We start from the raw sequence: 26,034 nt of genomic DNA, 5'->3' as shown, positions 1-26,034 counted from the left end.
GCCATATTTTCGGCCGGTTTTTATTTGGCGGGAGCGCAAATAATTTATTCGCACCCAATAAAAAAGTGAGTTGGCTACTTTAGTGGAATATAGACATCTGTCATCAATTCAGCTTCTGCCACCTCATGTACAAAATTGAGGTAGTGAAAAAAGCAGGGAAAATCACCGGGCTCCTCACCCTGAGCTGGCAGCCACTCCCGGTAGATGGGGTAGACAGTCTGATCCAGATTATCCAGGCTGCCCAAATGGCGTACGCGAACACAGCGGCCGCCGGGTATAAAACCGGTGGTAACACCAAACGCGTTGTCCGGCACATCCGCCTCAATAGTACCGCACACATCCCAACGGAAATCCTCCGCCGGCATGGTGTTCGGGTCGCCATTGGGAATACCGTAGGTGGCACTGGTTTTGACCGGAGATAAACCGGTGGTTTTGCGCCAATCGATAAATTGGCTGACGGTGTTAAGCACAGATTCCGGCGCCCCCCGGTGGGTTAAATAGGCAATTTTGGTTTCTGGAAAATCAACAATGGTTACAGTCATGGTTTGTCCTTCAGATCTCGGCAAAGAGAATTCAAATTGGGCGTGCCAATGGGGCCAGTTAGGCGCTGCGCGGAATTCCGAAGGCGACTGATCAAACACCCGGCGAAAAGCCCGGGCAAACGCCTCTGGACTATCAAACCCCGCCACCAGCGCTACCTCAATAATTTTCTGCTCCGGCTCAAACGCCAGTTGAAAAGAGGCCCGCCGCAGTCGGCACAATTGTATAAAGCGGTTCACTGTGATGCCGGTGTTGGCCGCAAACAGCCGGGCGAAATGGTACTTGGAAAACCCGGCCACCAGGCTCAGGCGGTCGAGCGGCAACGACTCATCCAGGTTTTGCTGAATAAAATCGCACACCCTAGAAATCTTCTCCTGGTAACTCATACTCTGCTCGCTCGTTCCACACTGGCCAGGGCAGAATGCCAGCCCCGCTCAACCTATGCCTGATCGAAATTGCGCAATGCGAAAAATTCTGGTGTTTAACCCTATTCGCCAAATAGTTTGAACATCGCATTCTAATTTTTGCGATGGCTTACCGCCCCCACCCTAGGTAAAGTTGGAAACCTTCCATTCTGCTCGGTTACTAAACTATGTCTACCCAGCCCACAACCCTATTCCTATCGCACGGCGGCGGCCCATTACCCCTGCTCGGCGACCCCGGCCATCGCGAAATGGTGACCACCCTCAAACAGATCGCGGGTGAGCTCAGCAAACCCAAGGCGATCCTGCTGATCAGCGCCCACTGGGAGGCCACTCTACCGACAATTACCGCCTCGCCAAAGCCCGGCCTGATCTACGACTACTATGGTTTTCCCGAGGAGTCCTACCATATTCAATACCCAAGCCCCGGGGAGCCGCAGCTCGCCGGCAAGATTCTACAGGCCCTGCGGAAGTCCGGCATCGCCGCCCAGATGGATGACCAGCGCGGCTTTGATCACGGTATGTTTGTGCCCCTGACAATACTCTACCCACAAGCCGATATCCCCTGCGTGCAGCTGTCGTTGGTCAACTCAATGAGTGCCGAACAACACCTGCAGATTGGTCGGGCGTTGCGCTCGCTGCAACACGAGGGCTTGCTGGTGATCGGCTCTGGTTTCTCATTTCATAATCTGCCGGCTTTTTTCTCCGCCGCCGATGCCAGCTCGACCAACAAAAACCTGCAATTTGAAGCTTGGTTAATCGAGACCTGCAGCGCTCCACAACTGAGCGAGGAGCAGCGCTACCAACGACTGCTCGAGTGGCACAAGGCGCCCTACGCCCGCTACTGCCACCCGCGCGAGGAGCACCTGCTGCCGCTGCATGTCTGTTACGGGTTAAACAGTCGCGCCGCAGACCAACAATTCCACCCGACCATTCTCGGTAAAAAATCCAGCTTTTTTCTCTGGCGTTAAAATTTCCAGGCGCTGTGGTCAAACAGCGCCTCGGCCGCACAGGCATCACTGGCCACCATCACTTTTACCCTACCTTGTTTGCCCAACCTCATTTGCCCAACTACCTTCAGCCAATCACTGTTCAGCCCCAGAAATTGATTGCCGCTTTTTCCTTCACTTTTAATTTATATCTTCTATACGCGCTCTCTTTCATGCTCTCCTTTAACGCTCTCCTGCCACACTTTTTATTTCCCTGCCGTCTGGCCGAGAACTGACCGGCGAATTTACCAATGTTTACTGTGCATATCGATTAACCATTTACTCCGCGCAAGGCTCCCCTCACCTTATACCCAGCCATAGGCAAACCGAACAACGCGCTGATCTTATATTGCCACCGCGCTAACCACAGCGCCTTGCACCCATCCAATTCCAGCCACCGGTTGCAGCAGCACTTTTGATTAACGCCACAGCTAGGTTACCATGCCCCTCTTTGAAAAATTTTATATTCGTGTATGCGAAACATTATCTATGAATACAAATAATAATTGGCAACCAGCCACAGACGGGACAAATAAAAAAACCACTCGCCTACTCGCAATGATGGCCATTATGATCGGCTATGTGTTGAACCCGCTCAACGGCTCGCTGGCGGTCACCTCCTACCCAATTTTATCGGAGCACTTTGCCGTTCCCTACGCACACCTGTCGGCCATGGTAATGTACTTTATGGCAGCCACCGCCGTCGGCCAACCGCTGGCCGGGGGTATTGGCGACTTCCTCGGGCGCAAGACTGTTTTTATATTGGGTGTGGTCGGTTTTACCCTCTCCAGCGCACTGGCCGGCCTGTCTGATAGCTACGCGGCACTGCTTTTTTGGCGGGTGGGCCAGGCAACTTTTTCGGGGGTCATTATGGCCAACGGCATGGCACTGGTGGCCGAGGTTGCCCCCAAGGAAAAAGTCACCAGCTACGTTGCCCTACTCAATTCCGCCCTTGTCGCAACCACCGTTCTGGGCTTTACCCTGGGTGGTATGATTCTGCAGTTTTTTGATTGGCCGATGCTCTTTTTATTAAATGTACCACTGGGAATTTGTGCCCTTATATTGGCATTTTTTTATATTCCTAAAGGCCAGCAACAACCAGCCAACTTCACCGCGCTCAGTTTTATTGGCGTGCCGGTGCTACCCCTGGCCATGGCGTTACAGGCCATTGTGCAGGGCGAACCCTATTGGCTAGATCTAATGTTATTTGTCATCGCCACCGCTGCTGTGGCATTGGCCATTGGCCGCTCTCATAGCTCCCGGCAACAATTCAGAACCGTTGCCAACTTCCCTTTTAATCTGGGCTGCCTGTTAATGTTAACCGCCATTGCTTTGCACTTTGCAGTGGTCTTTACCCTACCCGCCTGGAGTGCCGCCGCCCTCGGTATTGAAAGCGGCATGATGGGGCTCTATTTTTCCCTGGTCGCCGGTGCCCAGGTGCTCGCCAGCCCACCCTTGGGCCGACTGCTCGATAAACACGGCGACCGCTATCTGCGCTGGGCGGCTCTGGCTGCTGTGATCACCCCACTGTTGCTGTTTCTGTTTTGCCTTAACGGTTTTACCCTGGCCTTGGCTCTGGCACTGTTTGGTATCGGCATGGCCGCCAGCCAGTTGATTGCCCAAAAAACTTCCCTGCAGGCCTCACCGGCTGAATCCCGCGCACTGGCGATGGGCTTGTTCAGCAGCTACCGCTCCCTGGGTGGGCTCTCTGGTAACGCCCTGGCGGCCATCGTGCTCGCCGGCTTCAGCACCATCACCAGCGAAGCCGGCAACCAGGTATTTGAGTGGGGAATTTTTCTCTTTGTAGTGCCTTTGACGCTGGTGTTGCTACTACTGCCAGCCCGTTTAGCCACTGCCAAACGGGATTAGCGGTTAGCGCCGGAGCATACCCCGCTGGGAAACGAGTTATTGGCCACTGCGATGTAAATCCCATCCTACCCGCGTTGACCCTTTTTTCGGCCCTGGCAGTTTATTACGCACCTAGCATCACCCAATGAGCGATTTGGCAAGGGAACCAACTCACGGCAGGCCGCTCAATGTTGACACTCTCTGGCCAGTCGCCAAGGCTCTGGCTATAGTAACCGCCCAGCTCCCTCCTGCTTGCAAGGCTTTACGTAATGACCACCCGACAATTATTGATCCCGTTTTTTTTACTCTGCCTGCCCGCCCTCTGTCACGCGCAGATCGACAGTTATCTGCTGATCAACAAGCCCATTGCCCAAATCGAAAACAAAGCGCAGCAGGCCGAAGCCTGGGCAACCTGTGCCGTCCTGTACGACATCATGGCCGACACCCTGGCGGAGCAGCACCCTGAAAATTCACAGAAAGCCAAAGAGCTGCGCAATGGCGCCGCCCTGGCAGTGGATATGACGCTGTTCAGCCGGGACTATCCGTTTAATCTCTCTTACGATGATTTTAAGCTGGCATTTCCCCCGGCCCGCGAAGCCGGCGCCAAGTTGCGTCGACGTATCAATGTCGCAATTCAACAGGATATGCAATCCTCTTTAGCTCATCCCGAACAGAACTTTGTGGTCAAAATGCAAAACTCCATAACCATCTGCAAAGATAATTTGCAGGGTCAGGAGGCCTACGGTCAACTTTGGCAAGCGATACTGCAGCGACGCGAGGCAAGCAGCGAACAATAGCGGGATAGTTGTTGATCGGCAGCCAGCCATCCGCTGCCGTGTCATACAGCCATTTCTCGAATGTAATTCAGCCAGATACCGACTTCACCGGGTAAACTTATTGGCACTCACCCGGCAGCCAGGCATCGACCATTGGGTCGGCACAGGCGGTACAGCCAGACGGATATTGGCTCGTGCTGCCATCAGCCAAATGAGCACAAACCGGGCGATACTCCCGCGTACAGATTTCTGGCCGCGGCTCGTTACAGACAGTCGCGTCAGGAGTGACGGTGACCTCCGCATCAACTACCAAAGATTGCGTGTTACTTTGACAGGAAGTCAAAATAAAACCGACCAGTATCATTATAAAACGATAACGCTGCATGGCATGCTCCAGAATCTTATAAACAGGTAAAAGGGATTTTGGCTCGGAGGTCATCCAGCCGTTATGTTCAGGTTCAGTAAGCCAGTATCCCGCAAAAGATAACTCGCTCAGCAGAGCAACTGTTCGTCTCAGGAAATTGGTAACCGGCATACCCAATAATTCAGCCGTTAAAAAATATTCCTCTCCGTTTGAATTAAACCGCAGTAACAAGAAATTCAACAGGAATAGATTTTCTGTTGAATAGCTGACGTAGCCTGTTGGCATTACGCAATAAAGCAACGAAGGCGGCACACAACTACCTGGCTCTGGAAATAGCCATTCCGAAATGCCAAATAATTTGATCGTTAAAAAAATATTGCTGAACCTGAATTAAACCAAACGCCTGGTAAACTCAACAGAAATACAACTTCTGTGCAATAACAATGAGAGATATAACCAGCGACATAATTTTCTCCCATTAATTTTTTTTTGCGGTATTAAAATCACGTACGAATACGCTCAGAAAAAATATTTTTTTCTTCAGGCAGTTATATTTTTTTTAATACAGCAAACAAAAAAGAATAAAAATTTCACACAAATACTCTATACAAATAGCAATTTAACAATTCCTCTGCCATTTCGCGCCGAATATCGCTTTATTTCTAATCTTGTCTACGATAAACCAGAAAAAACGCGCCATTGGCACTAGAATTAATATTCTTTACCACACGTGCGACTTCACGCATTATTACCCTGGTTATCATTCATATTGGTTATAGACGGTGCAGTTCCTATGACAAAAGCAGTATTCAAATGGGTTTTGGCCTTGAGTTTCACTTCCGCATTAGCAACTCACGCGGTGGCGGAATCCTTGGATCAGGCTCAAGCCAAGCTTCAACAGTTGGAACAGGAACTGAGCAATAAAGCTCCGCAAATTGCCGAGCTGGAGCAGCAGATGCCTGAGCTCACTGGCCAAGTAACCAAGGCCGAACAACTGTTGGCCGAGAAGCAAACCGAAATGGAAGCCACCGGCAGCAAGATGCAGGCAGCCATCGCCCTCAATTATGAGAAGCCAAATCCTGACAACGAGCGCGAGGCGAGCAAACTGTCACGCGAGTTTACACTGGCTGAGTTGACCGTCAGCCGGGCGCAACTTGAACTGGACCGAGCCGCCCGTGCCCAGCAGGACCTTGCCCAACAGATTGATAATCTGCGAGCGGAAGAGTCAAAAGCGGCCGAGGCCGTCACCTACCAAAAAGGGCATATCGCTCAGATGCGTGCCGAGATGGCCCAAGCGGATGCAACTAAAAGGGCGTTGGCGGCCAGAGCCGACGCCGACAAGCGCCGTGCCGAGGCCGAAGCACGTGCCGCCCGGGAGGCGGCTCTGGCGGTAAATGAAACCCCGGCCAAAAAAGCACCCGAGTCCAAACCCGCTCCCGCCGCCGCACCGGAGAAGAAACCGGAAGAGAAAGAGACCCCCTCCATTGAGGAGCAGCGCCGCAACATCAATAAGGTGATCAACAGCAATTCCGGCTGGGGCAGCTCCGACTGGTAAGCCGATAACTACTCCCCCATAAAAAATGGCGCCCTAAGGCGCCATTTTTGGTTTAGCTGTAGCGATAGGGCCGCCCGGCCTTGGCCATATCCTCGTTGTACTGCTTGAAGATTTTCACCACCTTGGCCTTAATCTCCGACTCCTTGGCAATCTCATCCCAGAAGGTGTGTGCCGCCGACTCCACCTGATCCCACTCGGCATCGGGGATGCTGGTCAACTTCATCTTGGTACCATCGACACGCAGCTTGGCCTCGCCACCCCAGTACCACCACTGGCGATAGTAGTGAGAGCTGTCGAAGGTGAGTTTAAGCAGCTCTTTCATTTTGTCGGGCAGTTCGTTCCAGCGCTCCATGTTGGCAAAGAAGGAGCCAATCCAGGCACCGGAGATGTTGTTGGTAAGAAAGTAGTCGGTGACATTGGCCCAGCCGACGGTGTAATCCTCGGTAATACCCGACCAGGCAATGCCATCCAGCTCACCGGTCTGTACCGCCACCTCCACATCCTCCCAGGGCAGGGAGACGGGCACCACGCCAAACTGGGCCATAAAGCGGCCAGCGGTGGGGAAGGTGAACACGCGCAGCCCTTTCAGATCCTTGAGGCTGTTGACCGGCTTTTTGGTAGCGAAGTGGCACGGATCCCAGGAGCCGGCCGAGATGTGTTTAACACCCACCTTGGCGTACTCCTCCTCCCAGATCTCTTTCAGTCCGTACTGGTTGAACAGCACCGGCACATCCAGCGAATAGCGGCTGGCAAACGGGAAGTAGCCACCAAACACGGTCACTTCGGTAGGTGAGGCCATGGAGTCGTCGTCCGACTGCACCGCATCCAGGGTTCCCTTCTGCAGAGCGCGGAACAGCTCACCGGTGGGGACCAGCTGGTCGGCAAAATAGAGTTCGATCTGCATCTCTTCGCCGGCAATTTTATTGAAGCTCTCAATCGCCGGTTTAATCACATGCTCGGCCAGGGCCGGACCGGCGTAGGTCTGCATCCGCCAGGTGATCTTCGGCTTGGCGGCAAACAGTTTGGGCGGTGTTAGGGCGGCGGTACCGGCCAGGGCGGCGGCACCGGTTAAAAAGCTACGTCGTGACTTCATGGTTGTTCTCCTTGTGTTTGTATGAATTGCGCGGTACTTGCGGAATCTATTTCACTCACAGTCGATTATTTGCCGTAGACACTTATTTGCCGTAGACACTCTCCGGTAACCAGAGCGCCATTTGCGGGAAGAGCATCACCAACACCAGAGCCAGGATCATCACCGATACAAACGGCCAGATAGAGCCATAGATGTCGCGCAGGCTGATCTCCGGCGGCGCCATGGCCCTCATTAAAAACAGGTTGTAGCCAAACGGTGGCGTCATGTAGGCCACCTGGGTGGTGATGGTGTAGAGCACGCCATACCAGATCAGGTCGAAACCCAGGTGCTGCACCAACGGCACGTAGAGCGGAGCGACGATCACCAGCATGGCGGTGTCGTCCAGGAAGGTGCCCATAATCAGAAACGAGAGCTGCATCAGAATCAGGATCATCCACGGGTTGAGTCCGAGTTGATCGGTAAAGAGGTGATCGATCGCCTTCACCGCCCCCAAGCCATCAAACACCGCTCCAAAACCCAGCGCCGCCAGAATGATCCACATAAACATGCAGGAGATGCCCAGGGTCTGGCGCACCGAGTTTTCGAACACCGGCAGGGTGAGGCGGCGTTTAAGAAAAGCGGCAATCAGCGCGGCGATGGCACCCAGGGCGGAGCTCTCCACCAGGCTGGTCCAGCCGTTGACAAAAGGCACCATCATCACCGCAAAAATAACGATGGGCAGCAGGCCGGCACGCAGCAGGCGCAGTTTCTCCGCCAGGCTCACCTGGCGCTCGGCCTTGGGCAGCACCGGCCCCAGGCTCGGCTGCAGCCGGCAGCGAATGGCGATGTAGACGATAAACAGGGCCGCCATCACCAGCCCGGGCATCACCCCCGCCAGCCACAGCTGGCCCACCGGCTGGCGGGCAATCATGGCGTAGAGCACGAGCACCACCGAGGGCGGTACCAGAATTCCCAGTGAGGAGCCGGCCTGCACCACACCGGTCACCATTTTCTTGTCGTAACCCCGGCGCAACAGCTCCGGCAGGGCAATGGTGGCGCCAATGGCCATGCCCGCCACCGACAGGCCATTCATGGCCGAGACCAGTACCATCAAGGCGATAGTACCGATGGCCAGGCCGCCCGGCACCGGCCCCATCCAGACATGGAACATCTGGTAGAGGTCATCGGCAATGCGCGACTCCGACAGTACATAGCCCATAAAGATAAACATGGGCAGCGTCAGTAGCGGGTACCAGCTCATCAGCTTCATCGCCGCCGAGAAGGGGATATCCGAGCCGCCGGTGCCCCACAATGCCAGGGCGGAGAAGGCGGCCACGGCGCCAATGGCGGCAAACACCCGCTGGCCGGTGACCATCAACAGCATCATCAACGAAAACATCATCAGCGCGATCATTTCGTGGGACATCAGCACTCCTCCCCACGCAGTTGGGCAACATCTTTAAACAGCTCCGACAAGGCCTGCAGCAGCATCAACACAAAGCCGATACACATCACCGCTTTGATGGGCCACAGATAGGGCCGCCAGGCGGTGCGGCTGCGCTGGTTGTACTCCAGCGAATAGAGGGTGCTCTCCACGCCGCCATAGAGCAGCACCCCCAGAAAGAAGATCATAAAGAGGATGGTAAAGGCATCGAACCAGGCTTTACGGCGCAGAGACCAGCTGTGATAAAAGAGGTCCATGCGCACATTGGCACCCAGCTGAATGGCGTAGGCGCCGCCCAAAATGTAGTAGGCCACCATGGCAAACTGGGCTGACTCCAGCGTCCACAGGGAGGGCATAAAGAAGGTTTTGGAGATGGAAGACCAGAGCAGAATGGCCATCATGACAAACAGGCCATACATCATCAGGCGGCCTATACGGCGGTTGATGGCATCCACCACCCGCACATAACCCACAATAAAGCGCGGCATCTACTTATCCCTAGTCCCAAATCCTGACGCCTTGAGCAAGTTTTGTGCCCCGAATTAGCTAAGCCTTATGCACCAAGGCGGATAGCCCCCGCCGTCACAAAAAATTCATAAGAAAAAGGCCGAATTGAGCCAAATAGCCGCTTATAAAGGCAATTTCCGCCTTTTTAACCGGTTCAATTTGGTTTTTCTGGAGATGCTGACTGGCCTGGCGACGAAAAAAGTGCCGTTACTGAGGCAGGAGAAAGTTTTTTGCTCCACCCTGGTGCTCTATAACCTGATCATCACTACGGTCTTTCAGGTTGACGCCGGAGAGTTGCAGGCGGCAGGACTCGTTCAGCAGGTAACGCAGGCGGTTGGCCGCCTCTTGGTAGCTCAGCCCCTGGGGGCGAATATTGGAGATGCAGTTGCGCTCGGCATCGGTGCGACCCGGCCGGGGGCGCCAGGTGTAGTAGAGGCCCAGGCTGTCGGGAGAACTCAACCCCGGCCGTTCACCCACCAGCACCACCACTGCCCGGGCATTGAGTAGTTCGCCGATCTCATCACCTATGGCTACCCGCCCCTGCTCGACAATGGTCAGCGGCGCCAGTGACCAGGGCTGAGCGTCGGCCGCCAGGCAGCCCTTAAGTGCCTGTAAAAACGGCAGGGTGTTGCTCTGCACCGCCAGCGAGGAGAGACCATCGACCACAGCGATGGCCAGATCGACCTCTGGCCTGGCCGATGCATCCTGGTCAACACCCACCTGTGCCCGCAGCCTGGCAGAAGAGGCTTGCTCCAGGCGCCGGCCGAGGTCCGGCCGTTGCAGATAGTGGCGCCGGTCCTGGGCCTGGCTGTGCAGCGCGATGGCCTCACCCCAGCCGAGCGACGCCAGCTCGGCCGCCAGTTGCGCCACATTCAGTGGCAGGTGCACCGCATCCTGCGCCTGAGCGTGGGCCAGCTGAAAGGCCAACAGTGGCTCGGTGGGCAGGCTGCTGCCGGCCCGCCCCAAAGCGATGCGGGCGGCGGTAAAGGCGCGCAGTTTGCTCCAGGGGTTATTGATGACCGGGGGTTGATCCTGATCCGCCATTAGTGGGCCTCGTCGGGTTTTGGAATATGGTTGAGCGCCTGGGCAAAAGCGCCGGGCAGCCCCTTGGCCAGGTGGGTGCCGCCCTCGGCAAAGATACCCTGGCGCTCCAGCCATTCGGCGAATTCCGGCGCCGGTTGCAGGCCCAGCACCTCGCGTACGTAGAGGGCATCGTGGAAGGAGGTGGTCTGGTAGTTGAGCATAATGTCGTCGGAGCCGGGGATACCCATAATGAAATTGCAGCCCGCCACCGCCAGCAGCGTCAGCAGGTTATCCATATCGTTCTGGTCGGCCTGGGCGTGGTTGGTGTAGCAGACATCCACCCCCATCGGCAGCCCCAGCAACTTGCCGCAGAAGTGATCCTCGAGCCCGGCGCGGGTGATCTGCTTGCCATCGAACAGGTACTCCGGCCCGATAAAACCAACCACGGTATTAACCAGCAGCGGCTTGAACTTGCGCGCCACCGCGTAGGCGCGGGCCTCGCAGGTTTGTTGGTCGAGGCCGTGGTGGCCATTGGCCGAGAGGGCACTGCCCTGGCCAGTCTCAAAATACATCACATTCTGCCCGACGGTCCCGCGCTTAAGCGCCAGGGCGGCAGCCTCAGCCTCGGCCAGCAGCGCCAGGTCGATACCAAAGCTGCGGTTGGTGGCCTCGGTGCCGCCTATGGACTGAAACACCAGGTCCACCGGCGCCCCCTGCGCCATCGCCTCCAGGGTGTTGGTAACGTGCGTGAGCACACAGGATTGAGTGGGAATGGCGTAGGTTTCGATGACGTCGTTCAGCATCTGCAGCAGCTGCTTGCACTGGCGCACATTGTCGGTGGCCGGGTTGATGCCGATCACCGCGTCGCCGTTGCCATAGAGCAGGCCATCCAGAATGGAGGCGGCAATGCCGGTGCTGTCGTCGGTGGGGTGATTGGGTTGCAGGCGGGTGGCGAAGCGCCCGGGCAGGCCGATGGTGGAGCGGAAGGCGGTCACTACCCGGCACTTTTTCGCCACCAGAATCAGATCCTGATTGCGCATCAGCTTGCTCACCGCCGCCGCCATCTCGGGGGTAATACCCGGCGCCACTGCCGCCAGCACCTCGCTGCTGGCCGCCTCACTCAACAGCCAGTTGCGAAAGTCCCCCACCGTCAGATGGGCGATGGCGGCAAAGGCGGAGGCGTTGTGTTCGTCGATGATCAGGCGGGTGACTTCATCCTGCTCGTAGGGGATCAGCAGGTCGTTAAGGAAGGTGGCCAGCGGCAGTTCCGCCAGTGCCATCTGCGCCACCACCCGCTCCTCGGCGGTGGCGGCGGCGACCCCGGCCAGTTGATCACCGGAGCGCAGTGGTGTCGCCTTGGCCATCAGCTCGGCCAGGCTGTGAAAGCGGTAGCGTTTATCGCCCAGGGTAAAGTGGTAGGCGGCCATGAAGCGCTTCTCTGTGGGTTGCGGGTTTAATCACTGCCAGCGGCAGAAACAGAGACAAAGGCAAACAGTGTGCCGGCGGCAATCGCTGCCGGCTGTGCCACTCACGATTTTTGCTGGGCGCGCTTGGCGCGGATCACCTCGGCAAAGCCGGGGCCGTGGCCCTCGCTGTGGTGCAGTTCCCAGGCGTTGCCGGCGGCGAGATTCAAGCCGTCGGTATCGTGCAGCAGCTTCTTAATGGCGCGGTTGGAGCGGCGGCTGTTGGCCAGAATATCCCGGCACAGAGCCACCACGGCCTCATCCAGCTCAGCCTCGGGCACTGACTGGTTGGCCAGCCCCATCGCCTCTGCCTGCGCACCACTGTAGGTGCGCGAGGCAAACATCATCTCCCGCGCTTTGGCCATGCCCACCCGCCGGGGCAGTCGCTGGGTTAGCCCCCAGATAGGTACCAGGTCAAACTTGGCGTGGGTATCGGCGAACTTGGCGTTGTCGGCGGCGATAATCAGGTCCGCCGCCAGCACCAACTCCAGGCCACCGGTATAACAGTGGCCGCGGACACTGGCCACCACTGGAAACGGCAGATTGGCCAGGCGCTCGACCAGACCGTTCTCAAACCGCTCGGCATGGCCCGCCTCCTCACCCGCGGCCAGGCTGTCGAGGTCGTGGCCGGCGCAAAAGGAGCGGCCGGCACCACTCAGCAGCAGGCAGCCGACAGCGCTGTAGTCGAGACCGTCGAGGTACTCGTTGATCTCCTGAAACATACCCAAAGTGAGGGCGTTCAACTTCTCCGGCCGGTTGAGGGTGAGGCGGCAGAGGCCGTTGTCCAGCTCACAGAGTACCGATGGGGTTGTTGGCATGGTGAATCTCCACTCTTATTTTGACCAACTGGCGCAGGGTTTTTGCTTGCCATATTAAACCACACATTTAGAATGGCCTTTCTTTCGCGGCAGCCACCGCTCACGCTGCTATTTGGTAACACACAGCACTCTGGTATTTAGCGCCATGTCCCAATCCACCCGCATGTACACCAGCTATACCGGTGTCGCCCTGCCCCTGAAACTGGTGGGCGAGATCGACAGCGAGGCCCAGCATAACCGCAATACCTACTTTGTCGGTACCTACGACGAACAGGACCGCCTGGTGCACTGCCAACGGATTGTCTACGGCGAGGTCGATCTCGACCACCGCTACCGCTATCGCGACAGCGGTGTTTTAGAGTGCGCCGAAATCACCAATGAAGATGGCGACGTTGAGCACCTGCAATTCGACGACAACGGCCGCCCCATTCGCTAAAGGCACTGACCCACAAGGTGTTCCCGTAGGCTTTGCCGGCCTGCTTTACTGGCCTGCTTTACTGGCCAGGCTAAACAAGCCATTCCCGCCAATAGCGCCCCTGCGCCCGCTCAATTTCGCCGCAATCTCTGCCCCAGTCGGCAGAGGTTTTCGGGCAATCCCGATTGATATCACCCCCTACCGCCCCTATCTCTAACTTTTTGGCGGCACAAAAAGGCACTCTCTTTTGGTTTTTCTGGCTAAGCAGATATTCAGCACCGACCACAAAACCCTGTTAACCGGGCTCCACAGCGGCCGTCCCTGGCTGATGATTCAAGACCTCGACGGCGTCTGCATGGCGCTGGTACGCGACCCTCTCACCCGCCGGTTGGAGCGCCACTACCTGGAGGCCGCGCAGAAGCTGGAGCAGAACTTTTACGTGCTCACCAATGGCGAGCACATCGGCAGCCGCGGGGTGAACCCCATTGTCGAGCGCACCCTGGGCGATGCCGAACAAGCCCGCCGTGAGGGGCTCTATCTGCCAGGGCTGGCCGCCGGCGGCGTGCAGTGGCAGAACCGCTTTGGCGAGGTCAGCCACCCGGGAGTGAGCCAGGCGGAGATCGATTTTCTGGCGGCGGTACCCGAGCGGCTGCGGCAGGCACTCTCCGGGCCCTTGAGCGAGCCCCCCTTTGGCCTTAGCGGTGATGCCATCGACGCAGCGCTGGCGGTCACCATCCTCGATAACCCCGCCTCGCCCACAGTCAACATCAACGGTTTTCGGCCCTGGTTTAACGACGACTGGCAGCGGCAGCGGGCCCTGCAACAGCTACTGCAACAGCTGTTGGCGGAGCTCCAGGCCGAGGCCGCCGCGGCGGGGCTGGCCGACTCATTCTTCTGCCACTACGCTCCCAACCTGGGGCGCGGGCCAGAGGGCGAGCGGCTGATGTGGGCCAGTGCCGGGCAGCCGGGTACCACCGACTTCCAATTCATGCTGCAAGGCGCAATCAAGGAGGTGGGTGTGCTGGTGATTTTGAACCACTACTACGCCCAGACCAGCGGCCACTACCCACTGGGGCCCGAGTTCAACGCCCGCCAGGCGCCGCGCGACCAGCAGCAGTTAATGGCCCTGGCCAGGTCGGCCTTTGATCCACAACTGATGCCCAGAATTATCGGCGTCGGTGACACCGTCACCTCGCTCGCCACCGATGCCAACAGCGGCCTGCGCGGCGGCAGCGACCGCGGCTTTCTGCAGTTGGTTCAGTCCCTGGGTGAAGAGTTCGCAATGGATAACGCCGTCTGCCTGGTCGACAGCAGCGGCGGCGAACTCGACCGGCCCAATATCGACCCGGCGTGGCTGGCCGACGAGCGCCGCTGGCAGACCCTGGCCGGCATCACCGACCCGAATGACCCGCTCACCCTCAACTTTATCTTTACCGGCGGCCACCGCGAGTATGTGCCGTTTTTCTGCGCCCTGGCGGAACCGGCTAAACGCTAGAAGGTGGCCCCCAGAAAGAGATAGCGGCTCTCGGCACCGTTGTCGGAGGCGCCATAGGCAAAGTAGGCGGGGCCGATGGGCTGTTCCAACCGATAAACAGGCTGCCACTGTTGATCAGGTCGCTGTAGCTGACCTCATCCTTGGTTTGCCAGGCGTTACCCGCCTCCACCGAAAAACCCAAATAGAGCGGTAGACTCAACGCCCCAAAATCGTTCTCCGCCAGCTCCTAGCTGTGGATGGGGTAGGCGTCCAGCTGCCGCTTCAGGCGGTTGGGAATTTCGCTGCGACTTAGGCCATCTTTGTCGCCGGCAGCCCAGTCGGCCGCCTGGAACAGCAGGTTTATCTCCTCGGCACTTTTGCCCGAGGCGTAGCGGCCGCAGACAAAGGTGCCAATGCTGGTGGCCGACCGGAATCCGCTGCTCCAGCAACACTTTCAGCCCACCAATGTGGGCGCCACCGCGGGCACCGCTACCGCCCAGCACCAGGGCGACACAGGGGCGTTGAACGCGTCTGGGCAGACCTGGCCATCGGCGCGGGCCCCGTTGGGCAGCACAGCGGTGAACAGTAAGGCGGCAACCAGACAGACCAGGGCGACCTGGCGGGCATAGGCGTTAATCGATGAGGGGGTGCACAGGGTCATGAGCAGTCGCTGTTAAGGCGGTGGCCGTATCATCCAGAAAAAGCGCCCCGCTAAACAAGTTGTGGCCACGGCTAATGCCGGTCAATTTTTTAATCTCAACGGCAGGCGGCAATCACCTCGCGCACCACCTGGGCACTGTGCAGGAAGGCCTGCTGCTCCTGCTCATTGAGCGACGGGTGCAGCACCCGCTCTATGCCGTTTTTACCCACCACCGCCGGCAGGCTTAAACAGACATCATCCACCCCCAGGAATCCGTTCACCTTCAGGCTGACAGGCAGGGTGCGCTTGGAGTCCAGGGCGATGCACTCAATAATCTGTGCCGCCGCCAGAGCGATGGCGTAGTTGGTGTGGCCCTTGTAGTTGTAGACCTCATACCCGGCTTTACAGGCCTGCTCCGCCAGGGCGTAGCGGGCCGGGGTTGGGTCCACCGGTTCGCCGCCGGCATCGGCACAACTCATGGCCGGGAACTGGCTATCGCCATGCTCGCCCAGAATATAGGCGCGAATATCCTCCATATGAATATGGATCTCATCGGCCAGCAGCTGGCGAAAACGGGCAGAGTCCACCAGGGTGCCGGTACCCATAATCTGGCCCGGGCGAAAGCCGGTAATCTCCAGGGCGTAGTAAACCAGTACATCCACCGGGTTGGAGACCATCACGATTTTGGCGTTGGGTGAGCGCTCGGCCAACGGCGGTAACAGCTGGCGCATCAACGCGACATTGACCGGCGCCAACTGCAGGCGGCTCTCCATGCCCGTCGGCGTGGGTGCCGAGGCGCAGATGGCGATGATATCGGAGTCGGCGGTATCGTCCGGTAGGCCGGCGATAATCTTGGTGGGGTTATCCACAAACAGCTGGCCGTGGCGCAGATCGAGCACATCGCCCATCACCGACTCCCGGCTGCGGCCCACCAACACCAGCTCCTGCACAAAATTGCTGATCGCCAAAATAAACGCCAGGCTGGAACCAACCTTGCCTAAACCAACGACGGTCACCTTCATACGCCACCCTCCAAATGCCCATGGCCACTGGCCGGTATTGGTTAATCACTTAGCCGCCCGTTCGAGGGGCCACCAGTGCCGGTGAGCGAGACGCATAAACAGTGCCAGGCCAACTAAGGCTTTAGGCAGCCAGCACGCTCCGCCGCCCCCAAGCGGGGCTTTGACCCGCTACTCACCCAGCAACTGCTGGTGCAGTTTGGCAATCACCTGGTAGGCCTCGGTTCCAGGGGTGGTATACTGCTTCGCCATATAGGCCTGGCTCTCACTGGAAAGCCACCAGCCGAGCGGCACTCGCACCGGGTTGGCATCCGCCTGCAGCCTGAACAGCGCCACATCTTTTAACAGCAAAGGCGCAGCGGCGGTGGCATCGGCCTGGTAGTAAAAATCAAACAGATGGCTCTGCTCAGTACCACTCTGTTGCAGGGCGATGGTCTCGGTCAGGCTCTGTACCGAGCGCCCCACCCGGGTGGCAGCCAGGCCCTGCAGGGGGTTGGTCAGCTCATTAAAAATCATGCTGCCGGTGTTTAAGTAGGGGGCGCTGCGCTCCGGGTTAAAGGCTTTTAACTCCAGCGCCATATCGTTGGCAAAGATGATAATCACCGGCACCAACTCAATGGCCCCCTCCTCCCCCGCCAGGGTTAATTTTCCCTGCGCGCGCAGATAATCGATTATCGCCCGGGTGGCCAGCAGACCATAATTTTCCACATAGCCACCATCGATAATATGGTCCTTCTCGGACCACGATTTTTTCATGGCCAAGGTGCCCGCCGGCGTCACGTAGGGAAAGCGGGCCGAGGTGAGTGCTGCGGTCGAAAGGCGCATGTCACAACTCAGGTGGCGGCCATCGCTGCAGCCCATTAACTGATAGGTGTCGTACTGATTGGTAAAGATCTCCGGCTCTACCGGAAAGGGGGCGGTGATCAGGCGGGTGCCACTCTCCTGGTGGGAACCCATACTTAACACCAGTGGCCGCCACTGATCTTGCTGGCGATAGAGCCCCTGAAAAAACCCCGCCATGGCGCCGCTGTCGTAAACAGCGCGGAAGCCCTGCTCCCAGGATTGTTCCAACACCGCCGCCCGGTCCCGTGCCAGGAAATTCCAGCTGGCCACCGGCAGAAAACGGTACAAGAGGTCGTTGTAGAGGAACGAGGTCAATACCGGCGACAGGTAATCCTGGCCCACGGCATGGCCAATGCGACAGGTCGCCTGGCGATCCACCGCCAGCGCCGCGCAGGACTCCGCCAGAGCCCCGCTTTGTTCAAACAGACTGGCGGCGTAAAAACTGTTGCCGACACTGCCGCCGGAGACACCCGCCAGGGTAAAAATATTGTGGCTGATACCGGGGATGGCGGCTTCCATTTCGGCCAACCCACGTGCCGACCAGTAGGCCGCCCGCAAGCCACCGCCTTGGCTGGCGACAAAAAAGACCGGGTATTTTCGGCTGCTACCCGCCTGGGTTGAGAGCCCCTGCTGCAACAGCTGTTCTTGAAACTGCCCCCAGGCGGCATCAAAGCTGGCAAAGGCGTAGTCGTCGGCACGGGTGACCGCCTCGCGCCGTACCAGATGGTTATCGGTGTTGGTAATGAACGAGATGGCAATCGCCACCACCAACACCACTACTAACACCGGGTGTGGCGGATTGATAAGCCAGTTGCAGGTTTTTCGCCAACTGGGGTGTTGACGAAGCCAGCCTGCCAAGAGCCAATTCAGCAGGGCCGGCAAAGCCCAGCAGACCAGAAAGGTGAGGGTAAAGAGAATACTGCCCAACCCCCAAAAGACGACAAAATAGGCTCCGAAAAGCGCGCCCAGCTGAAAGGGGCTGGCCAGTGCCCAGACCGCCACCGCGCCATTGAGCGCCATCGCCAGGCTGGTCCAGAAAGCCGGCTGCACCAGCAGCGCCGGCATTCGATTGGCACCAAATACCGCCTGTTTTTTCAGGCGCACCAGCAACTGCCGGCGTTTGACCAGCAGTAAGGCCACCGGTGCCACCACCAGCAGATCGAGCACCAGCAGCAGCCAGAGAGCTTCTCGCAGACAGTAGATAAACACCACCAGCGGCAACACCAGGGCATAGACCCTCGGCAACCAGCGCGCCGAGCCACTGGAGATCCCCTCAGCCGGCGGCACTACCTGCAGCAGATTAGTGGCCAGGGGCGGCTTGCCCGGCTCGCCTGTCAGATTGGCCATGGCATCAAATACAAACCGGGCAGACCACCAGCACATCAATGAAAACCAGATGCCGGCCAAGACAAAGCCGACGCGGGGGCCAATGGCATCACTGCGGTCGACCTGTAACAGAATGTCGTGAATCTGCTCGACGGCACTGATTAACAGCACCCCGAAGATGAGAATTATGGCGGTAAATCCGGTGGCGACGATGGCGGCGGCGAGTTGCTGCAGGGCGGGTGCAGAACCCTTGGATTGGCTGGCGTTCATTATTTTTCTCCCCCAGGAATCCGCCAATGCTAAGTCTTTTAACTCACGCTGGCCACCTGCCACCGCCATTAAAGCCACTGCCTATTTTTAGACAATTACGCCTATTTATTCGGGCTCCATCTCTTCACCCTGCAGGGCAAAGCCCTCGTGCAGCCAACCCACCACACCACCAATCATCTTCTTTACCGGCTGCCCCAGGCCGGCGATTTTGATGGCGGCCTTTTCGGTGGCGTTGCAGTGCGGGCCGGCGCAATAGACAACAAACAGGCCGGTCTCCGGTAGCGCGGCCAGCGCTTCTGCATTGATGCGGGCGTGGGGCAGATTGATAGCACCGGCAATATGGCCGGCGGCAAACAGCGCTTCGCCGCGCACATCCAGCAGCACGAAATCCTGCCGCCCCTGGCTGATGGCATGGTGCACATCCCAACAGTCGGTTTCAAAGCGCAGCAGTTGTTGAAAGTGGGCCAACGCCTCGGCTGGCTGGGCCGCTTCGGGCCGGGTAACCATGGACGACATTACTACGCTCCTGTTTGGCATGATCGAATGGAGCGCAGTATGGCCTGAACCGGTACTCCCGCCCATTGGCTTAAATACCATTAATCGATAATATCAAGCCAATTTGAGTGGAAGCGGGTTTGAGGAGAAGCCATGCATAAAGTCGCCATTCTCGCGGCAGAGCCCGGCGCCCTGTTTGAACTGGGTTGTGCGGTGGAGCTGTTTGCCTTGCCCCGGCCAGAACTGGACCCCTGGTACCAGACACAAGTGGTCAGCTTCCACAGTGAGCCGTTAACCTACACCGGTGGCGTGGCAGTGAGCGCCATACCCATTACATCGCTCGCCGGCTACCACACTCTGGTGATTCCCAGTTGGAGTGTGCAGGCGCCCAACAACCCGCAACTGATCGCACAACTGCGGCGCTTCGCCGAAGCTGGCGGCCGTCTGCTCAGCTTCTGCTCTGGTGCTTTTCTATTGGCCCAAACCGGCCTGCTCGACGGCCGCCCGGCCACCACGCACTGGCGCTACGCCGAAGCGTTCCAGGCGCGCTTTCCCAAGGTCCATTTTCAGCCCAATGTACTCTACACCTACGCCGATAATCTGGGCTGTTCCGCCGGTAGCGCCGCTGCCCTCGACCTGGGCCTGGCGGTAATTCGCAACGACTTTGGCCACAAGGTCGCCAACCAGGTCGCTAAACGATTGGTGGTGTCGCCCCATCGCCGCGGTGGCCAGAGCCAGTTTGTGGAGGCGCCGCTACCCAAGTTCGATACCAAATTCGCCGACACGCTGGATTGGGCCATCGGCCATCTGCATGAACCGATCAGCGTTGACAATCTGGCCGGGCGTGCGGCCATGTCGCGCCGCAGTTTTGATCGCAAATTCAAACAGGCTTACAACCAGTCGGCCAACCAGTGGTTGGTGCAGCAGCGCGTGCATCGGGCACAGCAGCTGTTGACGGAGAGCGGGCTTAGCCTGGAGCAGGTGGCAACAGAGAGTGGTTTTGGCAGCGCTCTGAATATGCGCCACCACTTTAAACAGAGCCTCGGTATTAACCCTTCGCAATATCGCCAGCAATTTACCCCCGCTTAACGGGTTTTAATTTCTTTCCAACCTGGGAGTTCAGCCTGGGAGTTCAGCCTAGGCGACCACTTATCCCGGCGCTGGCGGCGTTAAAGCCAGGCCAATAGCTTTATAGATAGGCCCGTTTTATACTCCGGCACTGCATTAACCAGCCAATGCCAGTAAGCGTTTAATACGGCTTACAGGGAAGTCCACAGAACCGGCCAGTCAAGGCCCACCAGCCGTATACCCGATGAAATTAAATTCCTTTGTTTACTATCGAGCCATTGCCATCTTTTTTATTGTGGTCTGGCATGTTCACCTATACATCCGCCCCGACCCGGACCATTTTCTGGAAAGTGCGATCATCAATTTTATTAATGGTGGCACCACCTTGTTTGTATTTATTTCCGGGTTTCTCTTTTATCAGGTGTATTACTCGCGCTTCACATACAGCGCTTTTCTGCGGGTAAAAGCCCGTTATATTCTGCTGCCCTATTTAATTTTGAGCACCCCGGTCATTATCAGCCGTCTAATCAAAGGCAACTATGGGGTCTTTTTTAAACCCACCGGCGATGGTTTTTTTCAGGAGTATATTGTCCCCGGGATCAAACTCTATTTAAGTGGCAACTACCCCATCTCCTACTGGTATATCCCGTTCGTGGTGTTGCTCTTTTTGTGCGCGCCGCTGCACAAAAAAATTATCGACCAGAAAACTTCCACACAGTTGCTGATTGCCATCAGCTTAGGGCTGGTGAGCATGTTTATGCATCGACCCGCCTTGAATAACCCACTGCCGGTTTTTCAAAGCCTGCTCTATTACACGCCGGTCTATCTGTTTGGCATTCTCTGCTCGATTCATCGCGAATTTATTTACCAGAAGCTGTGTGGCAAGGAGCTTTTCATTCTGGCATTGGCCATTGGCCTCTCCTGCCTGGAGAGCTACACCGGCCACTTTGGCAATTACCACAAGGCACCGCTGGCCTGGGCCGGGGTTGATTTAATGTTCTGCCAGAAGGTGGTGCTGTGTCTCTTTTTTATGGTGTGGCTGCACCGCTTCGAGCAGCGCCACAACCCACTACTGGAGGTGATTGCCTCGACCAGCTTTGCCATCTATTTCCTGCACGAATTTGCCCTGATATTTCTGCTCAAAGTGGTCAACAAAGCGGTTGCCTTCGATAGCCGACTAACCCCGCTGCTTGGCCTTAACAGCTGGTTTACCTACATTTTGCTGGTTATCGGCGCGCTGACCATGAGCGTGGTGGCCGCCTTGATTCTCAAACGCCTGCTACCGAAACAGAGCCGGATGATGATCGGTTATTAACCGCACAAACGCTGCCTGGGCGTAACGGTGCCCAGGTAGGGTTAAGGCAGTGGGGAAACGAATTGGAGAGGCTTAAGGTTACTTATCCGGCTTGGCCAGGTGCTTGCGAAAACCTAGTGCTTGCGAAAGAAAGAGAAGAAACTCTTTTTGGTTTTGCCAATTTGGCTAAAGAGGTAATCGTCGCGAATTTGGGCGATGTCGACATCAAATTTTCCAGGCTCCAGGTCGCGGGCTATCTCCACCACATCGGTATCGATCATTTTGCGGGAAGATTCAATCAGTTTGGCGTGCTTCTGTTCCACCTCAGCCAGATCCAATAGATAAGGCTTGTTAAGTGTGTGGCGCATGGCATCCATCACCACCATCACTTTCGGTTTCAGGCGGCGGGAGAAGTTTTGCTCCACCACCACAGCAATTTCTCCGTTGGATAGCTCCACCAGGGTACCGGTGGGGTAGAGTCCGATGGCGCGAATAAACTCCACCACCAGCTCCTCCTGAAACTCGACATCGCGCATTTCATAGAGCTTGGCAACCGCTCGGGAAGGCGCCAGGGGTTGGCTTTGGCCGCGGGCGTTGATGGTGCTGTCGTAGAAGGTGACGATACCGGCAATTTTGCCGAGCAGGGGGATCTTGTCGCCACTCAAGTGCTGCGGGAAGCCACTGCCGTTGACGCGCTCACAGTGGGTTTTCACCACACTGATGGTACGCGGCTCGACGTTTGGGGTTTTGCGCAGAATCTCGACACCGTACTCGACAAATTTTTCGTACTCGCGCACCTCTTCATTGGTGAGCTGTAATTTGATGAGCAGGTTTTTGTTGAGCTTGGTTTTACCCACATCTTTAAACAGAACGCCCATGGCCAGGGTGTTCAAGTCAGAGATGGAGAGGCCGATATGGCGGCCAAAAATAATCGCCCAAACCGCCGAGCGCACGGCGTGGGCGTAGGTGTGTTCGTCGGTCTCTCTAACGCGGGTAAGCCAGGTGAAAGCATCCGGGTTGCGCACCACGCTATCGACCATATCACTGGCGAACTGCTTGGTTTCGGCGAGGGGAACCGAGTGGCCACTACCAATTTGCGACATCACCTCGGTTACGGCGTAGTAGACGCGGGAGTGCAGCTGGCGGGCATTGCTGATTTCAGCCCTTAGGGTTTGGGTCACCGGACCATAGGCGTTGCGGCGGATTTTAAGGGGGCTGACGTTCTGCTTGAAGCGCTCGCTTTTGCTTGCCCTCGCCGCCGGCCGCCGGATGGGGCTGATAGCTGTTGATTTCTCATCCAGTGTTTTTAGCCGGGTCGCCACCGGGCTGCGGCCTTTAACGGCGTCGATATAGACGTGACGGCAGTGCGCCTTCAGCTCGCGAATCTCGTCCATGTCGCGGACATAAAAACCTTGCAGCGGAAACGGTGTTTGACTCCATGGACGATCGAGGCCGGAGATAAACATCCCCACGACCAGTTCGTTTACGTCAATTTTTACCTGTTTTACGCCCAACGCGTCACCTGCACTATGGCTATGATCCAGGCTCTGGTGTTGGTTACACCGCCCGCCCACAATTTAAAAGGGGCAGAGACACCTGCCCTCAATAAGATTAACTGATATCGCTAGATTAGCCCATGTCAAGCCCATTTTCAGAGACGGAAGTAGCTGAAAATGGAGCAAGCGGCGCGCGTGTTGGAATTTTTCGTTCTAAAAATTCCAAATTTATAATGGCGCGCAATGGCGGGTAGCCATTAGCCGCCGTCGAAACAGGCTCAGTTTGAGTGGTAGGGTTTCGACAACTCGTGTACCGCTTCGAAAAAGACCCCCGCATTGGCGGGATCCACCTCCGGTGTAACACCGTGGCCCAGGTTGAACACATGGCCGTTACCGCTGCCGTAGCCGGCTAAAATATCCGCCACCTCGGCGCGAATGCGCTCTGGCTTGGCGTAGAGGATGGCTGGGTCCATATTGCCCTGCAGCGCCACCTTATCCCCCACCCGAGCCCGCGCCTGGGCGATGTCGGTGGTCCAATCGAGGCCTAAACAGTGGGCACCCGAGTTGGCCATGGCTTCCAACCACTGGCCACCACCTTTGGTGAACAGAATCACCGGTACTTCGCGCCCGTCGTACTCTTTGTGCAGCTGGCTGATGATCTTCCGCATAGGGGCCAGCGAGTAGGTTTGATAAGCGCTGTGCGACAGTGCCCCACCCCAGGAGTCGAAGATCTGCACCGCCTGGGCGCCCGCCTCAATTTGGGCATTGAGGTAGGCCGCCACCGAGTCGGCGAGCTTGTCCAACAGCCGGCTAAAGGCCTCCGGCTCGTTGTACATAAAGGTTTTGGTGCGACGGTAATCCTTGCTCGAGCCGCCCTCCAAAATGTAGGTGGCCAGTGTCCAGGGGCTGCCGGAAAAACCAATCAACGGCACCTCGCCATTGAGCTCGTGGCGAATCAAGCGCACCGCATCCATCACATAACTAAGATCGGCCGGCTTAACCACCGGCAGGGCATCCATCTCGGCCACACTGGTCACCGATTTCTTAAAACGCGGCCCTTCGCCAGCTTCAAAAAAGAGGCCTAGGCCCATGGCATCGGGAATGGTGAGAATATCGGAGAAGAGAATGGCGGCATCCAGCGGGTAGCGCGCCAGGGGCTGTAGTGTCACTTCACAGGCCAACTCCGGGTTCATACACAGGCTCATGAAATCCCCCGCCTTGGCGCGGGTAGCACGATACTCGGGCAGATAGCGCCCGGCCTGACGCATCATCCATACCGGTGTCACATCCACGGGCTGGCGCAGGAGCGCACGTAAAAATCGGTCGTTTTTAAGTTCAGTCATGCCTTGCGATAAGTCTTGTTGTTGGCGGAAAAGAAAACAGGGCCCTTGGCCCTGTCGAATCTTACTGTAACTTCCCTGGGGGCAGTTAGCTTTTAAACGCCCAGGTAATCGAGGATGCCTTCGGCAGCCTGGCGACCTTCCCAAATGGCGGTGACCACCAGATCGGAACCACGCACCATATCGCCGCCGGCAAACACCTTGGGATTGCTGGTTTGGAACTTGAACGTCTGCTCTTCCGGCGCTTCCACACCACCCCAATCGTTCACTTTAACGCCGTTCTCGGCAAACCAGGGCTCCGGGCTCGGCCGGAAACCAAAGGCGATCAGTACCACGTCGGCGGGCAGAATCTCTTCACTGCCGGGCACCGGCTCGGCGCGCTGGCGACCCTTCTCATCGGGCTCACCCATGCGCGTGGTCACCACCTTAACCCCTTCCACCTTGCCATCCCCCACCACGGCCACCGGCTGGCGGTTAAAGAGGAACTTAACACCCTCTTCCCGGGCATTGGCCACTTCCCGCTTGGAGCCGGGCATATTGGCCTCATCGCGGCGGTAGGCACAGGTGACAGAGCGGGCGCGCTGGCGAATGGAGGTGCGGTTACAGTCCATGGCGGTATCACCACCACCGAGCACCACCACGCGCTTACCGCTGACATCAATGAAGTCGGTCGGATCCTTTTCAAAGCCCAGATTGCGATTGACGTTGGCGATCAAGAAGGGCAGCGCATCGTAGACGCCGGGCAGATCTTCACCCGGAAAACCACCTTTCATGTAGTTGTAGGTGCCCATGCCCATGAACACGGCATCGTACTCGTCGAGCAGTTGCGCCATGCTGATATCTTTGCCGACCTCGGTGTTGAGACGGAACTCGACACCCATGTCGGTGAAGATCTCCCGGCGACGGGTCAGTACCGATTTCTCCAGTTTGAATTCGGGAATACCAAAGGTGAGCAGGCCGCCGATCTCCGGGTAGCGATCAAACACCACCGGGGTGACACCGTTGCGCACCAGCACATCGGCACAGCCGATACCGGCCGGGCCGGCGCCAATCACGGCAACGCGTTTGCCAGTGGGCACCACCTTGGACATATCCGGGCGCCAGCCCATGGCCAGGGCGGTGTCGGTGATGTACTTCTCGGCGTTGCCGATGGTCACCGCGCCAAAGCCATCGTTGAGGGTACAGGCACCTTCACACAGGCGGTCCTGCGGGCAGACGCGGCCGCACACCTCGGGCAGAGAGTTGGTTTGATGACTCAACTCGGCCGCTTCAAACAGGTTGCCTTCGGAGATCAACTTCAACCAGTTGGGGATGAAGTTGTGCACCGGGCACTTCCACTCACAGTAGGGGTTGCCACACGCCAGACAGCGGTGGGCCTGACCCTGTACCTGGGTTTTGCCAAAGGGCTCGTAGATCTCAACAAACTTATGTTTGCGAGTATGCAGGCTCTTTTTGAGCGGGTCCTGACGGCCCACATCGATAAATTGGAAATTGTTGTCTAGTCGTTCGGCCACGGGTATACCTCCGATATTT

The 26,034-nt window shown here is 57.4% G+C and carries 23 protein-coding genes; 8 read left to right on the top strand and 15 right to left on the bottom strand.

Translation table 11 applies throughout. The annotated features are described in order from the left end of the window. Positions 1-74 precede the first annotated feature (74 nt). Entirely contained in the window at positions 75-926 is an 852-nt protein-coding gene (locus SBL51_RS16635) for an AraC family transcriptional regulator (protein ID WP_317932220.1), read from the bottom strand. Positions 927-1,132: 206 nt separating this feature from the next. On the opposite strand from SBL51_RS16635, the gene SBL51_RS16630 reads away from it, so the two are divergent. The 3 genes from SBL51_RS16630 (at position 1,133) to SBL51_RS16620 (ending at position 4,596) form a co-directional block, all read left to right on the top strand. Continuing rightward, positions 1,133-1,933, top strand: a complete 801-nt coding sequence (locus tag SBL51_RS16630) for a class III extradiol ring-cleavage dioxygenase (protein WP_317932219.1) — start codon at positions 1,133-1,135, stop codon at positions 1,931-1,933. 576 nt (positions 1,934-2,509) lie between these two features. Continuing rightward, on the top strand, positions 2,510-3,820 hold the full coding sequence (locus SBL51_RS16625; protein WP_317932218.1) for an MFS transporter: 1,311 nt from the start codon (positions 2,510-2,512) through the stop codon (positions 3,818-3,820). Between the two features lie 248 nt (positions 3,821-4,068). Then, entirely contained in the window at positions 4,069-4,596 is a 528-nt protein-coding gene (locus tag SBL51_RS16620; RefSeq protein WP_317932217.1) for a hypothetical protein, read from the top strand. 97 nt (positions 4,597-4,693) lie between these two features. Here the strand turns inward: SBL51_RS16620 and SBL51_RS16615 are convergent, their stop codons facing one another. Continuing rightward, on the bottom strand, positions 4,694-5,251 hold the full coding sequence (locus SBL51_RS16615) for a hypothetical protein (RefSeq protein ID WP_317932216.1): 558 nt from the start codon (positions 5,249-5,251) through the stop codon (positions 4,694-4,696). Between the two features lie 481 nt (positions 5,252-5,732). On the opposite strand from SBL51_RS16615, the gene SBL51_RS16610 reads away from it, so the two are divergent. Then, positions 5,733-6,494 carry a hypothetical protein gene (locus SBL51_RS16610; RefSeq protein ID WP_317932215.1) on the top strand — a complete coding sequence of 254 codons (762 nt, stop codon included), beginning with the start codon at positions 5,733-5,735 and terminating at the stop codon, positions 6,492-6,494. Positions 6,495-6,546: 52 nt separating this feature from the next. Here SBL51_RS16610 and SBL51_RS16605 read toward each other — a convergent pair whose 3' ends face one another. The 6 genes from SBL51_RS16605 to SBL51_RS16580 all read right to left on the bottom strand — a co-directional run bounded on the left by SBL51_RS16605 (position 6,547) and on the right by SBL51_RS16580 (position 12,821). Continuing rightward, entirely contained in the window at positions 6,547-7,587 is a 1,041-nt protein-coding gene (locus tag SBL51_RS16605; protein ID WP_317932214.1) for a TRAP transporter substrate-binding protein, read from the bottom strand. A gap of 82 nt (positions 7,588-7,669) precedes the next feature. After that, the gene (locus SBL51_RS16600) at positions 7,670-8,992 is read right to left on the bottom strand and encodes a TRAP transporter large permease subunit (RefSeq protein WP_317932213.1); all 1,323 of its coding nucleotides are present in this window, start codon (positions 8,990-8,992) and stop codon (positions 7,670-7,672) included. Next, on the bottom strand, positions 8,992-9,498 hold the full coding sequence (locus SBL51_RS16595; protein WP_317932212.1) for a TRAP transporter small permease subunit: 507 nt from the start codon (positions 9,496-9,498) through the stop codon (positions 8,992-8,994). The genes SBL51_RS16600 and SBL51_RS16595 overlap by 1 nt, the downstream gene beginning before the upstream one ends. A 226-nt stretch (positions 9,499-9,724) precedes the next feature. After that, on the bottom strand, positions 9,725-10,561 hold the full coding sequence (gene eutC / locus SBL51_RS16590) for an ethanolamine ammonia-lyase subunit EutC (RefSeq protein ID WP_317932211.1): 837 nt from the start codon (positions 10,559-10,561) through the stop codon (positions 9,725-9,727). Further along, on the bottom strand, positions 10,561-11,967 hold the full coding sequence (locus SBL51_RS16585) for an ethanolamine ammonia-lyase subunit EutB (protein WP_317932210.1): 1,407 nt from the start codon (positions 11,965-11,967) through the stop codon (positions 10,561-10,563). Before SBL51_RS16585 ends, eutC begins: the two co-directional genes overlap by 1 nt. Before the next feature lie 101 nt (positions 11,968-12,068). Then, positions 12,069-12,821, bottom strand: coding sequence for an enoyl-CoA hydratase/isomerase family protein (locus tag SBL51_RS16580; RefSeq protein WP_317932209.1), 753 nt, complete (start codon positions 12,819-12,821; stop codon positions 12,069-12,071). 145 nt (positions 12,822-12,966) lie between these two features. Between SBL51_RS16580 and SBL51_RS16575 the strand changes: the two genes are divergently transcribed. Both SBL51_RS16575 and stpA read left to right on the top strand, forming a co-directional pair. After that, positions 12,967-13,257, top strand: coding sequence for a DUF6156 family protein (locus SBL51_RS16575; RefSeq protein WP_317932208.1), 291 nt, complete (start codon positions 12,967-12,969; stop codon positions 13,255-13,257). A gap of 226 nt (positions 13,258-13,483) precedes the next feature. Beyond that, positions 13,484-14,731 carry a glucosylglycerol 3-phosphatase gene (stpA, locus tag SBL51_RS16570; RefSeq protein WP_317932207.1) on the top strand — a complete coding sequence of 416 codons (1,248 nt, stop codon included), beginning with the start codon at positions 13,484-13,486 and terminating at the stop codon, positions 14,729-14,731. A gap of 433 nt (positions 14,732-15,164) precedes the next feature. Here stpA and SBL51_RS16565 read toward each other — a convergent pair whose 3' ends face one another. From SBL51_RS16565 to SBL51_RS16550, 4 genes are all read right to left on the bottom strand, one after another. Beyond that, positions 15,165-15,371 (bottom strand): hypothetical protein, encoded by a 207-nt coding sequence (locus tag SBL51_RS16565; protein WP_317932206.1) that lies wholly within the window; start codon positions 15,369-15,371, stop codon positions 15,165-15,167. Positions 15,372-15,466: 95 nt separating this feature from the next. Further along, positions 15,467-16,372 (bottom strand): lactate/malate family dehydrogenase, encoded by a 906-nt coding sequence (locus SBL51_RS16560; protein ID WP_317932205.1) that lies wholly within the window; start codon positions 16,370-16,372, stop codon positions 15,467-15,469. A gap of 168 nt (positions 16,373-16,540) precedes the next feature. Continuing rightward, positions 16,541-18,808 (bottom strand): hypothetical protein, encoded by a 2,268-nt coding sequence (locus tag SBL51_RS16555; protein WP_317932204.1) that lies wholly within the window; start codon positions 18,806-18,808, stop codon positions 16,541-16,543. Between the two features lie 105 nt (positions 18,809-18,913). Continuing rightward, positions 18,914-19,324 (bottom strand): rhodanese-like domain-containing protein, encoded by a 411-nt coding sequence (locus tag SBL51_RS16550; protein WP_317932203.1) that lies wholly within the window; start codon positions 19,322-19,324, stop codon positions 18,914-18,916. A 132-nt stretch (positions 19,325-19,456) separates the two neighbouring features. Here SBL51_RS16550 and SBL51_RS16545 point away from each other — a divergent pair, with 132 nt between their 5' ends. Both SBL51_RS16545 and SBL51_RS16540 read left to right on the top strand, forming a co-directional pair. Further along, on the top strand, positions 19,457-20,392 hold the full coding sequence (locus SBL51_RS16545) for a helix-turn-helix domain-containing protein (RefSeq protein WP_317932202.1): 936 nt from the start codon (positions 19,457-19,459) through the stop codon (positions 20,390-20,392). Positions 20,393-20,615: 223 nt separating this feature from the next. Next, a complete protein-coding gene (locus SBL51_RS16540; RefSeq protein ID WP_317932201.1) occupies positions 20,616-21,686 on the top strand; it encodes an acyltransferase in 1,071 nt (356 codons plus the stop codon). A 113-nt stretch (positions 21,687-21,799) separates the two neighbouring features. Here the strand turns inward: SBL51_RS16540 and SBL51_RS16535 are convergent, their stop codons facing one another. From SBL51_RS16535 to SBL51_RS16525, 3 genes are all read right to left on the bottom strand, one after another. Next, a complete protein-coding gene (locus SBL51_RS16535; protein WP_317932200.1) occupies positions 21,800-23,179 on the bottom strand; it encodes an HD-GYP domain-containing protein in 1,380 nt (459 codons plus the stop codon). Positions 23,180-23,439: 260 nt separating this feature from the next. Continuing rightward, a complete protein-coding gene (gene hemE / locus SBL51_RS16530) occupies positions 23,440-24,504 on the bottom strand; it encodes a uroporphyrinogen decarboxylase (RefSeq protein ID WP_317932199.1) in 1,065 nt (354 codons plus the stop codon). Between the two features lie 92 nt (positions 24,505-24,596). Then, the gene (locus tag SBL51_RS16525; protein WP_317932198.1) at positions 24,597-26,015 is read right to left on the bottom strand and encodes an FAD-dependent oxidoreductase; all 1,419 of its coding nucleotides are present in this window, start codon (positions 26,013-26,015) and stop codon (positions 24,597-24,599) included. Between the last annotated feature and the right edge of the window lie 19 nt (positions 26,016-26,034).

It is taken from the genome of Halioxenophilus sp. WMMB6, assembly GCF_033283405.1.
Taxonomy (GTDB): domain Bacteria; phylum Pseudomonadota; class Gammaproteobacteria; order Pseudomonadales; family Cellvibrionaceae; genus Halioxenophilus.
This window is presented reverse-complemented; position numbering and strand designations above follow the sequence as displayed.